The 13,679-nt window shown below is 57.6% G+C and carries 14 protein-coding genes; 9 read left to right on the top strand and 5 right to left on the bottom strand.

Going from position 1 to position 13,679, the window contains the following annotated elements:
- Positions 1 to 7 precede the first annotated feature (7 nt).
- The 5 genes from pheS to GOV89_RS14960 all read left to right on the top strand — a co-directional run bounded on the left by pheS (position 8) and on the right by GOV89_RS14960 (position 5,582).
- Positions 8 to 1,081, top strand: a complete 1,074-nt coding sequence (gene pheS, locus GOV89_RS14980; protein ID WP_171179000.1) for a phenylalanine--tRNA ligase subunit alpha — start codon at positions 8 to 10, stop codon at positions 1,079 to 1,081.
- Entirely contained in the window at positions 1,078 to 1,485 is a 408-nt protein-coding gene (locus GOV89_RS14975; protein ID WP_171179002.1) for a hypothetical protein, read from the top strand. Before pheS ends, GOV89_RS14975 begins: the two co-directional genes overlap by 4 nt.
- 286 nt (positions 1,486 to 1,771) lie before the next feature.
- Complete coding sequence (locus tag GOV89_RS14970) at positions 1,772 to 2,578, top strand: PHB depolymerase family esterase (protein ID WP_171238509.1); 807 nt, start codon at positions 1,772 to 1,774, stop codon at positions 2,576 to 2,578.
- Between the two features lie 78 nt (positions 2,579 to 2,656).
- Positions 2,657 to 5,053, top strand: a complete 2,397-nt coding sequence (pheT, locus tag GOV89_RS14965; RefSeq protein WP_171238508.1) for a phenylalanine--tRNA ligase subunit beta — start codon at positions 2,657 to 2,659, stop codon at positions 5,051 to 5,053.
- A gap of 82 nt (positions 5,054 to 5,135) precedes the next feature.
- Positions 5,136 to 5,582, top strand: coding sequence for a YtoQ family protein (locus GOV89_RS14960; protein ID WP_171179007.1), 447 nt, complete (start codon positions 5,136 to 5,138; stop codon positions 5,580 to 5,582).
- 50 nt (positions 5,583 to 5,632) lie between these two features.
- Here GOV89_RS14960 and GOV89_RS14955 read toward each other — a convergent pair whose 3' ends face one another.
- Entirely contained in the window at positions 5,633 to 6,331 is a 699-nt protein-coding gene (locus GOV89_RS14955; protein WP_171179009.1) for a glutathione S-transferase family protein, read from the bottom strand.
- 216 nt (positions 6,332 to 6,547) lie between these two features.
- Here GOV89_RS14955 and GOV89_RS14950 point away from each other — a divergent pair, with 216 nt between their 5' ends.
- Positions 6,548 to 7,354, top strand: a complete 807-nt coding sequence (locus tag GOV89_RS14950; protein ID WP_171179011.1) for a mechanosensitive ion channel domain-containing protein — start codon at positions 6,548 to 6,550, stop codon at positions 7,352 to 7,354.
- Between the two features lie 186 nt (positions 7,355 to 7,540).
- Here GOV89_RS14950 and ald read toward each other — a convergent pair whose 3' ends face one another.
- Positions 7,541 to 8,656, bottom strand: coding sequence for an alanine dehydrogenase (gene ald, locus GOV89_RS14945; protein ID WP_171179013.1), 1,116 nt, complete (start codon positions 8,654 to 8,656; stop codon positions 7,541 to 7,543).
- 135 nt (positions 8,657 to 8,791) lie between these two features.
- Here ald and GOV89_RS14940 point away from each other — a divergent pair, with 135 nt between their 5' ends.
- Positions 8,792 to 9,250 (top strand): Lrp/AsnC family transcriptional regulator, encoded by a 459-nt coding sequence (locus tag GOV89_RS14940; protein WP_171179015.1) that lies wholly within the window; start codon positions 8,792 to 8,794, stop codon positions 9,248 to 9,250.
- A gap of 3 nt (positions 9,251 to 9,253) precedes the next feature.
- Here GOV89_RS14940 and GOV89_RS23080 read toward each other — a convergent pair whose 3' ends face one another.
- A complete protein-coding gene (locus tag GOV89_RS23080; RefSeq protein WP_171238507.1) occupies positions 9,254 to 10,093 on the bottom strand; it encodes a CPBP family intramembrane glutamic endopeptidase in 840 nt (279 codons plus the stop codon).
- 290 nt (positions 10,094 to 10,383) lie between these two features.
- On the opposite strand from GOV89_RS23080, the gene ppk2 reads away from it, so the two are divergent.
- Positions 10,384 to 11,301, top strand: coding sequence for a polyphosphate kinase 2 (gene ppk2, locus GOV89_RS14930; protein WP_171179019.1), 918 nt, complete (start codon positions 10,384 to 10,386; stop codon positions 11,299 to 11,301).
- A 45-nt stretch (positions 11,302 to 11,346) separates the two neighbouring features.
- Here ppk2 and GOV89_RS14925 read toward each other — a convergent pair whose 3' ends face one another.
- Both GOV89_RS14925 and rpsU read right to left on the bottom strand, forming a co-directional pair.
- Entirely contained in the window at positions 11,347 to 12,348 is a 1,002-nt protein-coding gene (locus GOV89_RS14925; RefSeq protein WP_171179020.1) for a CAP domain-containing protein, read from the bottom strand.
- A 293-nt stretch (positions 12,349 to 12,641) separates the two neighbouring features.
- Positions 12,642 to 12,848, bottom strand: coding sequence for a 30S ribosomal protein S21 (gene rpsU / locus GOV89_RS14920; protein WP_005614280.1), 207 nt, complete (start codon positions 12,846 to 12,848; stop codon positions 12,642 to 12,644).
- Positions 12,849 to 12,959: 111 nt separating this feature from the next.
- On the opposite strand from rpsU, the gene GOV89_RS14915 reads away from it, so the two are divergent.
- Complete coding sequence (locus GOV89_RS14915) at positions 12,960 to 13,652, top strand: COQ9 family protein (RefSeq protein WP_171179028.1); 693 nt, start codon at positions 12,960 to 12,962, stop codon at positions 13,650 to 13,652.
- The last annotated feature ends 27 nt before the right edge of the window (positions 13,653 to 13,679 follow it).

The raw sequence follows: 13,679 nt of genomic DNA, 5'->3' as shown, positions 1-13,679 counted from the left end.
GGCCGTCATGGACGATCTTAAGGCAAAATATCTGGGCCAAATCGCCGAAGCAGGCGACGAAAACGCGCTTGAGGCGATCCGCGTCGCGGCTGTCGGTAAAAAAGGCGAGGTCGCGTTGAAGATGCGCGAGCTGGGCAAGATGACGCCCGAGGAACGTCAGGTTGCAGGCCCCGCGCTGAACGCCCTGAAGGATGAGATCAACTCGGCGCTCTCTGCAAAAAAGGCCGCGTTGGCCGATGCCGCGCTGGATGAACGTCTGCGCACCGAATGGCTGGACGTCACCCTGCCGACCCGCGCGCGCCGTCAGGGCTCGATCCACCCGATCAGCCAGGCGACCGAGGAACTGACCGCGATCTTTGCCGAACTGGGCTTCTCGGTGGCCGAAGGGCCGCGGATCGAAACCGACTGGTACAATTTCGACGCCCTGAACATTCCCGGCCATCACCCCGCGCGGGCCGAGATGGATACGTTCTACATGCACCGCGCCGAGGGCGACAATCGCCCGCCGCATGTGCTGCGCACCCATACGTCTCCGGTGCAGATCCGGTCGATGGAGAAACAGGGCGCGCCGATCCGCGTGATCTGTCCGGGCGGCGTCTACCGCGCCGACTATGACCAGACCCACACGCCGATGTTCCATCAGGTCGAGGGGTTGGCGATTGATAAAGACATCTCGATGGCGAACCTGAAATGGGTTCTGGAAGAGTTCGTGAAAGCGTTTTTCGAGGTCGACGACGTCGAGCTGCGCTTCCGCGCCTCGCACTTCCCCTTCACCGAGCCGTCGGCCGAGGTCGATATCCGCTGTTCCTGGGATAACGGTCAGCTGAAGATCGGCGAGGGCGACGACTGGATGGAGATCCTCGGCTCCGGCATGGTCCACCCCAAGGTGATCGCCGCCGGTGGGATTGATCCTGAGGTCTATCAAGGCTTTGCCTTTGGTATCGGGATCGACCGCCTGGCGATGCTGAAATACGGTATTCCGGACCTGCGGGCGTTCTTTGATTCCGACCTGCGTTGGCTGCGGCACTATGGGTTTGCGGCGTTGGATATGCCGAACCTGCATGGTGGTTTGTCGCGGTGAGCAAAGACCGACGTGTTCGGAAGGCGATACTACAGCGATTTGAACAATCGCCAAACCAGTGGCTCCGACTAAAGCGAGCTTGGTCAGATGAGCATGGAAACCCCTTTGAGGATTCTCCTGACTGGTCTCGCGATGAGCTTTTTCAGATTTCGTTCTTAATGGACGAAGGTCTCTTCGAAGAAAAATATGAATCGAGTGCGACGTCGTCTTATCTCACTCCGGATGAGCCTGATGAATTTCGCTTGCGTTTGAATAGTAAGGGTTTTGATGAGCTTGAGAGACTGTCTCAGCCATTGTGGAAAAAATGGTTCGGTAACATTTTGTGCAACATCCCCACGGTTCTTGTTTCCGTTGTTACAGCGGTGTTGGTTGCGTGGGTGCTTAAAATTCTTGAACTTAGCTAAGTAGTTGAGGTTCTGCCTCGCGCGGAGCAAAGGCCGATAGGCCGCCGCGCTATCGGTCGTTCATTGCGGCGCCATTGGTTCAAGCCCAATGGGCGACACCGCCCGCACGGGCTGGCGATTTGTCTCCGCCAGCGCGACGTTCGAACAGCGCGCGGATTTGGCCTCCATAAACTACCCACCACCAATCAAGGATCGCCATCCCGCGGTCTGGCGACACCACTGCTTGTTACAGGTTCCCACGGGGTTGTGACGTGACTTGGCGCTCTGGCTGGCTAGGGTCAGGCGCATGATTTATCGACTGCTTTGCCTTCTGTTGCTGACCGCCTCACCCGCCTTCGCCATGGGACCATGGAACACCGACTGCCACGGCGACACGGCCTGTGAGGTCGGCGACCGCTCGTACCATGTGCTGGAACCCGAAGGATGGGACGGCGAAACGCCTCTGCCTGTGTTGCTGCATTTCCACGGCTGGGCGCGGCAGGGGACCGTGGTCGTGAACCATGAGCGCATTGCCGGAGCGACCAAGCTGCGGGGCGTGCTGCTGGTGGCCCCGAACGGGCTGGGCAAAAGCTGGAATTTCTGGACCTCGGACACTGGCGATGTGCCTTTTGCCGACCGGGTGCTGGAGGACGTGGCCAAGCGCTATCCGATTGACCCCGACCGCATCTATGTCTCGGGCTATTCCTTCGGCGGCGCGATGGCGTGGCGCTATGTGTGCCAGTCAGGCAACGACATCGCCGCTTTGCTGGCCGTTGCGGGCAGCATTCGCCAGACAGAAAACTGCCCCGAAGGCCCGCGTGAGGCGCGGCATGTGCATGGCCTCAGCGATACGGTGATGGATTTTCCTTATGGCGCGAATGGCGACACGACCTATCCGGTCTCGCTGTGGCGTGAAAAGTACAATTGCAACGGAGCAACCCCGCGCGGTGATTGGAGCGTAGTGCCGATCCTGACGCTCAGCCGCGTGGAATGGACCGATTGCGCACAGGGGCAGGTGGTGCTGGACACCCATCCGGGCGGGCATTTCATCCCGCATGGCTGGATCGGGCGTCAATTGGACGAGCTTTTGGGCCGCACCCCAACCTATCCATGACGCACAGCGCTTGCACCTTGGTCCATTCTTTGCCATTGCCTGTGCCGACTGGATATCTGCCAAAAAAGGCCCCGTGCAATGAAATTCACTCTGTCCTGGCTGAAAGACCACCTCGACACTGACGCTTCGGTTGATGAGATCGCCGAGGCGCTGACCGACCTTGGCCTCGAGGTCGAAGAGATCGTGAACCCGGCGGACCGGTTGGCAGGCTTTACGCTGGGCCATGTCAAACATGCCGAGAAACACCCGGACGCTGACAAGCTGCGGGTCTGCACGGTTGAAACAGATGAGGGTGATCTGCAAATCATCTGCGGGGCCCCGAACGCGCGTGAAGGCATCACCGTCGTGGTTTGCAAGCCGGGCATGTACATCCCCGGTCTGGATATCACCATCAGCGTCGGCAAGATCCGGGGCGTCGAAAGCTTTGGCATGATGGCCTCGGAACGTGAGCTGGAGCTGTCGGAGGAGCATGACGGCATCATTGAGCTACCCTCGGGTGAAGTTGGCGACAAATTTGTCGACTGGCTGGCCGAGAACGATCCGTCGAAGGTCGACCCGATGATCGAGATTGCGATTACGCCGAACCGGCCCGATGCGCTGGGCGTTGAGGGGATCGCGCGTGATCTGGCCGCGCGCGGTATCGGTACGCTGAAACAGCGTGACTATGCGCCGGTTCCCGGGGATTTCGAGTGCCCGATCAAGGTGAGCATTGACGAAGACACTTTGGACGGCGCACCGCATTTCACCGGGCGTTTGATCCGCGGTGTCAAGAACGGCCCCAGCCCACAGTGGCTGCAGGATCAGTTGAAAGCCATCGGTCTGCGCCCAATCTCGGCCTTGGTGGACATCACCAACTATATGACCTTCGACCACAACCGCCCGCTGCACGTGTTTGATGCGGATAAAGTGCAAGGCAACCTGCGGGTGCATCGCGCCAAAGGTGGCGAGAAACTGGTGGCGCTGGATGAGAAAGAATACACCCTACAGCCAGGCATGATGGTGATTTCGGACGACAAAGGCCCGGAATCGATTGCCGGGATCATGGGGGGCGAGGAAACAGGCTGCACCGAAGAGACGGTTAACGTCTTCCTCGAAAGCGCGTTTTGGGATCATGTGCAGATTGCCCTTACGGGTCGCGCGCTCAAGATCAATTCGGACGCGCGGTACCGGTTCGAGCGCGGTGTTGATCCAGATTACACCCGTGAAGGGTTGGAACACGCAACCCAGATGATCCTGGATATCTGCGGCGGCGAAGCCTCCAACGTGGTCGAAGCGGGCAAGGCCCCGAACCACGGGCGGGCTTACAAGTTGGACGCGGCACGGGTGCAGTCTCTGGTCGGTATGGATATTCCGGAAAGCGAACAGCGTCAGACCCTGACCCGCCTGGGTTTCCGCCTTGAGGGTGAGATGGCTCATGTGCCAAGCTGGCGACCAGACGTTCTGGGCGAGGCCGATCTGGTGGAAGAGGTCGCGCGGATTGCGTCGCTGACCAAGTTGCAGGGCAAACCGCTGCCACGTGTGACGGATGGAATCCCGAAGGCGGTTATGACACCGACGCAGCGCCGCCAGTCCATGGCGCGCCGCACCTGCGCGGCGCTGGGCTACAATGAATGCGTGTCTTACACCTTCATCGATCAGGCGTCCGCAGCGCTGTTCGGTGGTGGCGACGATGCAACCCAACTGGAAAACCCAATCTCTTCCGAGATGAGCCACATGCGCCCGGATTTGCTGCCGGGTCTGTTGCAGGCCGCTGCCCGCAATCAGGCACGCGGCTATGCAGACGTGGCTCTGTTCGAGGTTGGCCCGGTGTTCCATGACGGTGAACCCGGCGACCAGAAAACCCAGATCACCGGCTTGCTGGTTGGGCGCTCCGGCCCCAAGGATGTGCACGGTGCTTCGCGGCCGGTGGACGTGTTTGACGCCAAGGCAGATGCTGAGGCTATACTGGCTGCCATCGGTGCACCGGCGAAGGTACAGATCCTGCGCGACGGGGATGCCTGGTGGCATCCGGGGCGTCACGGCAAGATTTGTTTGGGTCCGAAAAAGGTGCTGGGTGTGTTCGGTGAATTGCACCCGCGTGTGTTGCAGGCGATGGACATCAAGGGCCCAGCGATGGCGTTTACCATCTGGCCTGACGAGGTGCCTCTGCCCCGCAAATCAGGTGCCACCCGTGCCGCTTTGGAGCTGCGAGATCTGCAAGCGGTCGAACGTGACTTTGCCTTTGTCGTCGATGAAGGCGTCGAGGCGCTGACGTTGGTGAATGCTGCAGCGGGTGCTGACAAGGCGCTGATCGAGGATGTACGTGTCTTTGACGAATTCATCGGTGGCAGCTTGGGTGAAGGTAAGAAATCTCTGGCCATCACTGTGCGGTTGCAACCGACGGACACGACGCTGAAAGAAAAAGACATCGAGGCGGTGGCCGAAAAGATCATCGCCAAAGTCACGAAGGCGACCGGTGGCGTCCTGCGCGGGTAACTCAGGATCGCCATCGGCGATAGTATTCTTAAAAAGATGAAGGGGCCGACGACGCCTTTTCTGCGTTTGCGGAGGACTAAAGATGCTGAACGTTTACCTCTCGGGCGAAATTCACACCGACTGGCGGGAACAGATCATTGAGGGCGCGCAAGGGTTGGATATGACATTCAATAGCCCTGTGACCGATCATGCCGCCAGCGACGATTGCGGTGTGGCCATTCTAGGGGCCGAGCCGAACAAGTATTGGCATGACCACAAGGGCGCGATGGTCAATGCGATCCGCACACGCAAGGGGATTGCGGATGCGGACGTGGTGGTTGTCCGCTTCGGCGACAAGTACAAACAGTGGAACGCCGCCTTTGACGCAGGTTATGCGGCGGCGCTTGGCAAGTCGATCATCGTGCTGCACGGCCCTGATCATCAACACGCGCTGAAAGAAGTTGATGCTGCCGCGCTGGCCGTTGCTGAAGAACCTGCTCAGGTCGTTGAAATCCTGCGCTATGTTCTCATCGGCGCTTTGCCGGGCTGAGCAATGCGAGAAGGGTGCCGGCCAAGGCACCCTTTCATCTGCCAAGCCATTTAACCGCGCGCAGGTATGTTTTTGCCGCGTTGCACTGCCGGGCGCTGCATAAATCGGTCGACATAGGCGACGACATTGACGTGGTCGTCCCAGCCGACAACGTCTTTTGCGCCGTAGAAATCCAACGCATTCAGCCACGGGGCAAGGGCGATGTCTGCGACGGAAAACTCGCCAGCGATCCAGTCCTGCCCCTCCAACTGGGTGTTAACAACGTTTAAAAGGCGCTTGGCTTCGTTGAAATAGCGTTCGCGTGGGCGTGGATCTTCGATCTCGCTGCCTGCGAATTTGTAAAAAAAGCCAAGCTGACCGAACATTGGCCCAACGCCGCCCATCTGAAACATCAGCCATTGGGTGATACGGTGCTTGTCAGAGGCGCTTTGTCCCAGCAACTTTCCTGACTTCTCAGCTAGATACAGCAGGATCGCACCGCTTTCGAACAGGGCAAGCGGTTCACCGTCCGGGCCGTTGGGGTCAATAATGGCAGGGATTTTGTTGTTCGGATTCAGCGATAGAAACTCGGGGCTTTTGACATCTGCATCCGCGAGCGTTACCAGATGAGCCTCATAAGGCAGGCCGGTTTCCTCAAGCATGATCGATGCTTTGACGCCGTTTGGTGTCGGATAGGAGTAGAGTTGGATCTTGTCCGGGGATTGGGCAGGCCAGCGGGCCATAATCGGATGAGCTGTGTTGTCCGCCATTGGGGGCTCCTGTTTGAATATCTGTTGAAAGCTAGGGGCCAATCCGCCGTCATGTAAGCCCTTTGCCCTGTGCATCTCCGGTCAGGCCGTGTTTTTTGACGAACAACGGGGAAATCCGGCGAAACTCGCACCTAGACCGAAACGCAATCTTAGCTCACAATCCGGTGACCCCCCGCGAAAACCTCGCGGGTTTCTTGCTGTTGAAAGGAGATGCGCGTGGATGAGGTCGTAACACAGGTGGGCGAGTACGCCCCGCTGATCATGAATGCGGTCAAGGCGCTTGTCGTTCTGGTTCTGGGCTGGATTGTGGCTGGGGCAGTCGGAGGCATGGTGCGGCGTCGGATCAATTCCACTCCACATATCGATCCCACACTCGGGAACTTTATGGCGAGCCTTGTCAAATGGGCCATTCTGGCCATGGTTCTGGTTGCCGTCTTGGGCATATTCGGAATTCAGGCCACCAGTATCGTCGCCATTCTGGGTGCTGCGTCGCTGGCCATCGGTCTGGCGCTGCAAGGGACGCTCAGCGATTTGGCGGCTGGCGTTATGCTGGTGGTGTTCCGACCCTACAAGCTGGGCCAGTATGTGGATATCGGTGGCACGGCGGGGACGGTGAAGGACCTGAACCTCTTTACCACCGAGCTAGTGACACCAGACAATGTGCAGATCATCGTACCGAACGGTCAGTCCTGGGGTTCGATCATCACCAATTACTCTGCCCATGACACACGGCGTGTCGATCTGGTGTTCGGTATCGACTATGGCGACAGCGCTGACAAAGCGATGCAGATCATTCTGGATGTGGCCAAAGCTGACAGCCGTATTCACAGTGATCCTGAACCATGGGTCAAAGTCACGAACCTGGGCGACAGTTCGGTCGATCTGACGGCACGCCTTTGGTGCGATGCCGCCGACTATTGGGATGCGAAATTCGAGCTGACCAAAGCGATCAAGGAAGCCTTTGACGACAAAGGCATCTCGATTCCCTATCCCCACGCGGTGGAGATCCAGAAACAAGGCTGAGGGCTTCCGCCCGTCGATTGGGCGCTGGGATACTTTCGTTCCTTTGAGGCAGGCACCGCGCATTGGCGCGGTGCTTTTTTTGTGAGTTGCGGTGAATCAAAAAAGCGCCGCGCATATGGCGCGACGCTTTGCTCTCGTCTGAAAGGCGCCCTGGGAGAAGAGGCGCGGTCAGAGGCAGGAGCGTTCTTAGTTGAGCAGCGTTGTCGGGTCGACAACGTCAAGGTTTAGGGCAGTGCCAACCGCTTCGTAAGTCAGCTTGCCGGCGTGAACGTTCAGACCAGCCAACAGGTGCGCGTCGTCTTTGCAAGCCTGCTTCCAGCCCTTGCTTGCCAGCGACAGCATGAACGGCATGGTCGCGTTGCCCAGTGCAATGGTGGATGTGCGAGCAACCGCACCGGGCATGTTGGCGACGCAGTAGTGCATGATGCCGTCAACTTCGTACACCGGATCGGCATGCGTGGTGGCTTTGGACGTTTCGAAACAGCCGCCCTGGTCAATTGCGACGTCTACCAGAGCCGCGCCGGGCTTCATGGTTGACAACTGTTCGCGCGAGATCAGTTTCGGAGCTGCTGCGCCGGGGATCAGAACCGCACCGATCACCATGTCGGCTTCCTGAATCAACTCGGCGGTGGCACCGGCGGTCGAATACTGATTCTTGAAATGTCCGCCAAACACGTCGTCCAGATAACGCAAGCGCGGCAGCGAGCGGTCCAGGACGGTGACGTCAGCACCCATGCCGGCTGCGATCTTGGCTGCGTGCGTACCAACAACGCCGCCACCGATCACGATGACTTTGGCAGGGCCCACACCGGGTACGCCGCCCATCAGGACGCCGCGGCCGCCATTGGCCTTCTGCAGGGTCCACGAACCGACCTGAGGTGCCAGACGGCCCGCAACTTCGGACATTGGTGCCAGCAGAGGCAGGCCACCATTTGCATCGGTTACGGTCTCATACGCGATTGCGGTACAGCCCGACTCCAACAGGTCATGGGTCTGAGCCGGGTCGGGAGCCAGGTGCAGGTAAGTGAACAGCAACTGGCCTTCGCGCAGCATCTTGCGTTCAACGGCCTGAGGTTCCTTAACCTTTACGATCATGTCAGCCGTGGCAAACACTTCCTCTGCGGTGTCGATGATGCGCGCTCCTGCGGCAATGTAGGCGTCGTTGTCAAAACCGGCGCCGATACCTGCACCGCTTTCGATCAGTACTTCGTGACCGCGTGCGACCGCTTCCTGAGCAGCGTTGGGGGTCATGCCGACGCGAAATTCCTGGGGTTTGATTTCCTTGGGGCAACCGATTTTCATTGGGGTCTCCGTTCATAAGCTGCCTAAATTATGGGCAGTTTGGCTTGCAATTTCTGTGAAAGAAAACCTGCCATGGGAATTTTCTTTGGAAGAATTTCCTGTATATAGTAAAATTGTTGCAAAGGAATTGCGCGAATGGGCTTAGACACGACTGATAGAAAGATTCTGGCTGCTCTGCAGAAAAATGGCCGGATGTCGAACTCGGAGCTGTCTGACCAGGTCAACCTGTCCCCCTCCGCATGCCACCGGCGCGTTCAGCGTCTCGAGGTCGAAGGGTTCATTCGCAACTATGTGGCGTTGCTGGATGCTCGCAAGATGAACGTACCGACGACCGTCTTTGTCGAGATTACCCTGCAAGGCCAGGCCGAAGAGGTTCTGGATTCGTTTGAAAAGGCTGTAGCGCGTATCCCTGATGTATTGGAATGCCACCTGATGGCGGGAACTGCCGACTATATCCTGAAGGTGGTGGCAGAAAACACCGAGGATTTTGCGCGTATTCACCGGCAATACCTGTCGCGGTTGCCCGGGGTGGCGCAGATGCAAAGCTCTTTCGCTTTGCGCACTGTGTTCAAAACCACTGCACTGCCAGTCTGATCTTCAGGCTGGTCCAGGGTAGGTGAACATTATCAGATGCAACAGATTGAACCCGAAATGCATCGCAACCGGCACCCAAAGCCTCTGGGTTGCATAATACCCCAGCCCGCAAGCCAGCCCCAGGATGGAGGCAAAGATCACCAGCGCCGGACCTCCACCGAAATGAGCCAACCCGAACAGCACGCTGGCCGCGAGCATTCCGCCAGTGGCGCCCAGACGTGACGTGATCGCGGATTGCAGGTAGCCGCGAAAAAAGGCTTCCTCGGTCAGGCAGGTCAGAAACAGATTGGTTAGGGCAAAGATCAGCCACCAGGGCGGGATCGAAAATTCTGGTTGTATCGCATCCAAGGCCAAGCCCAAAACAAACAGTCCGGGCAAAAGCAACAGCCCTGCCATCAAAGCGCCAGTTTTGGTCGGAATCGCGTTGTGGAGAATGGCGGGCCAAGCCAGAAGAACGGCGAAGAAGACCATCGGCTTGTCCAGATTCAGATACATTGTGAAGCTCGCGCTGCCGGCGCCAGCCTGCACCTGATCCAGCACTTTCAGGTTCTGAAAACCGGGCAGAAGGTGCGCCCCCATGGCCAGACACCACAGGATTAAAAGCGCGTGTCCGGCGACCGCGATCCGGCCTTTCAGGTGCGGTAGAAAGGCGGCTCCGGCCAGTCCAAGGACCACTGCGGCAATCACCAAAGGTGACATCAGGTCAGTGGTCGATGCAATACTCACAAATAGAGCCAGCAGGGAGAGCGCAATAGCAGCGCGGCCTGCAAGCGCCATCACTTGTGCTGCGATCAGGATGAACCACGGCCAAATTACCGATAAAATAGAAAGAAAGAACGTCACGTGCTTTAGACCCTGTAAATCCAGACCGTCTTGCCGCACAAAATCGTGGCAATGCAAGCGTTCAAAGGAAGGCGCACTCTGCCATACCGCCTTGCGTCAATTCTTACGCTTGTATCCTTTGGTCCGGGCGTTCACATTCAGAGGAAAGACCATATACCCGCGCCCGTCTGAAATTTCAGAGGCTTCGGCAGATTTGGGCGTTGGTGCCTCTGTATCAATTTTTCTGATGACATCAGGCGTTTACACAGGCCCGATATGGTTCGAACCCGATAACAAAAAAGGAGCTGACCTTGGCTTACGAAAACAACGGTGGCACCAAAGACTGGCTTGAAGCCGAACTGGAAGACACGCTGGACGAAGATTTTGAGATCGAGTTCAGCGAGCCGATGTTGTCGATGGAAGTGCGGAAGATTTATCGGGAACAACACCCCGACATGCTGGACCGCAAGGTCTATTTCCGTAACCTGCTGCGTCTGCAGGCCGAACTGATCAAAGTGCAGGATTGGGTTCAGCACACCGGTGCCAAGGTTTGTATATTGTTCGAAGGTCGTGACAGCGCGGGCAAGGGGGGCGTTATCAAACGGATCACCCAGCGTCTGAACCCACGTGTCGCGCGTGTGGTCGCTCTGCCCGCGCCCAGCCGTCGCGAGCAGAGCCAGTGGTATTTCCAGCGTTACGTGCCGCATTTGCCTGCTGCGGGTGAGATCGTGTTGTTCGACCGGTCATGGTACAACCGCGCAGGCGTCGAACGGGTGATGGGTTTCGCGTCCGAGGATCAAGTTGAGCAGTTCTTTCAGGACGTTCCCGAATTCGAACGAATGCTGGTTCGCTCAGGGATTATCCTGCTGAAATATTGGTTCTCGATAACGGATGAAGAACAGCAATTGCGATTCCTCATGCGCATTCACGACCCGATGAAACAGTGGAAGCTGTCGCCGATGGATCTGGAATCCCGCATCCGTTGGGAATCTTATACCAAGGCGAAAGAGGATATGCTCTTCCGGACCAACATTCCTGAAGCCCCTTGGTACATTGTCGAAGGCAATGACAAAAAGCGCGAGCGGCTGAACTGTATCGAGCATCTTTTGACCAAAGTTCCATACACGGATGTGCCGCAGGAAAAAGTCAATCTGCCTGACCGCCGATATAACCCGGAATACGAGCGTCGCGTTTTGCCGGATGAATTGTACGTGCCAAAGATTTACTGAGAGCGCCATGCGGGGCGAGCCAGCCGCCCCGCATTTCAGGAACTATCAGGCTGCTTCCATCATGCAGCCTGTGCCATAAAAATTGAGCACATAGATATCGGCGTCATCGTTGCCGTCCAACCCGAAGCAGGAGTCATCAGGCGCATCGATCGGGGCCGTGTCATCGACTTCAACGATGTCCACCTCGTCGGTGTCTGAAACCTGGATGTTATTCTCGGCCATGTCCGGCGGCGTCATGTCGTCCGTTTCCAAGTGGAACTGATCAATCTGCGCCAGAACTTTATCCAGGAAAACTTCCAGTTCGACCAAGAAGGCTGCCACGTCGAAACATCCGTCGGGTTCTTCTCCGACAGGTGTCTCGGAGGTTGGCTCTGCGACGTCAGCGCCGGGTGATTCAGTGCCCGGTTCTTCGGGCTCAGTCACGTCAACGCCGGGTGATTCAGTGTCCTGTTCTTCGGGCTCAGTCACGTCAGTATCGGGCGTTTTGGTGACCGGATCTTCGGGTTCGGTCAAATCGGTGTCAGGCGTCTCGGCGTCCGGGTCTTGGGGGTCCGCCACATCGTCCACGGGTGGAATCGGAGCGTTGCCATTGTCCAACATCACAGCGCTGTCAGTGGCGGCGAAATTCTGAGTGACCATCACCGCGTCGAAACCTTGCATGTCACCTGTTTCAATGCCGATGCCAATATATTCGAAATCAGGGTTCAGGATGTTTGCTCGATGTCCCGGGCTGTTCATCAGGTTCTCGTGCAACTGCGCGACGTCATCACTGATGCCGGGCTCGCCGCGTTCTGATTGCCAGGCGATATTCTCGCCAGTGCGCCAGCTGCCGGACAGATCAAAACCTGCATCCTGCACACGCTGTGTCGCGCTGGAACCGCCCTGACCTGTATGGCTGAACGTGTCTGTGTCCAGCATCCAGCTGCTGTGATCTTCGGATGAGTCGTTCAGCTGTGTTTCAAGTTGCAGCGGGGTAAGCCCGCGTGATGTGCGTTCGGCGTTGATCAGCGCCAGCATTTCTTGCTCGATTTGACTTGCAGTCGACATGGTAGCCTCCGTTTGTAAGTGTCGTCCGGTTGGACGTCGCCAGTTACAAGCGGCTTGCTGAGGTCAGATAGAGGCGCAGAAATATTAGGCGAATTCTGGCGGGGCAATGCTACCAGAGCGGGATTCGCTGCGCTGCAAAATGCCGGGCAAAATGTTGCTGGTGGGGAAATGGCGGCTTGTCGCACACCTAGTACCACGAGTCGGCGAAAAAACCCGCCCCTGAAACGACAAACCCCCGGGCGGGGCCTCGGGGGTCGTCAAATAGTGTCATCCAAAACTGGATGAGGAAAGTCTTAGAGCAGACCTTCGCGCTGGGCTTTCTTGCGTGCCAGTTTACGGGCACGACGAATCGCTTCAGCTTTCTCACGCGCTTTTTTCTCGGACGGTTTCTCGAAATGTTGCTTCAGCTTCATTTCACGGAACACGCCTTCGCGCTGCAGCTTTTTCTTCAGGGCACGAAGCGCCTGATCGACGTTATTGTCGCGAACACTAACCTGCATGTGGTTGTCACCACCTTTCTAGATAGAGTTGCAAGGAAATTGCAGGAAGTGGCCGTATAGCAAAGCCGCCCTAACTTGTCTAGTACTGGTCCCGACAACCGGAGAACTGCCATGACGACCACTTATGAAGATGCAAAACAGCAGCTTTTGGATGCGATGCTGATCCATGTTCCCTTCGACGGCTGGTCGGAAACCAGTTTTCGCGCCACTATTTCCGATTGTGACCTGGATGATGGTCTGGCCCGTGCGATTTGTCCACGCGGGGCGGTTGATCTGGCGCTGGCCTATCATGCACGCGGCGATCAGGCGATGCTGAATCGCATCAAATCCGAAGATCTGAGCGACTTGAAATTCCGCGACAAGATTGCTGCGGCGGTTCGGTTCCGGTTGCAGGCTGTCGAAGACAAAGAGTTAGTGCGCCGTGGCATGACCCTGTTTTCCCTGCCGACCCATGCGGCGGATGGGGCCAAGGCGGTTTGGCAAACCTGCGACCTGATCTGGGATGCGCTGGGCGATACCTCGGACGATGTGAACTGGTATACCAAACGGGCCACTCTTTCGGGGGTTTACTCGTCGACGTTGCTGTTTTGGCTGGGCGATGACAGCCCCGATCACCAGCGCACCTGGGAATTCCTGGACCGCCGGATCGCAAATGTCATGGAGTTTGAAAAGCTCAAGGCGCAGGTACGCGACAATCCGGTGTTGAAACCGTTCTTGGCCGTTCCAAACTGGTTGGCCGGTCAAGTGAAGGCACCCATGAAAATGCGGGCTGACCTTCCGGGGATGCTGAACCCTCGAAAGTAGCGCATCTTGGCGCTAGGCCCCGGCCCG

The organism is Ruegeria sp. HKCCA5763, assembly GCF_013034545.1.
In the GTDB taxonomy this organism is placed as follows: domain Bacteria; phylum Pseudomonadota; class Alphaproteobacteria; order Rhodobacterales; family Rhodobacteraceae; genus Ruegeria.
This window is presented reverse-complemented; position numbering and strand designations above follow the sequence as displayed.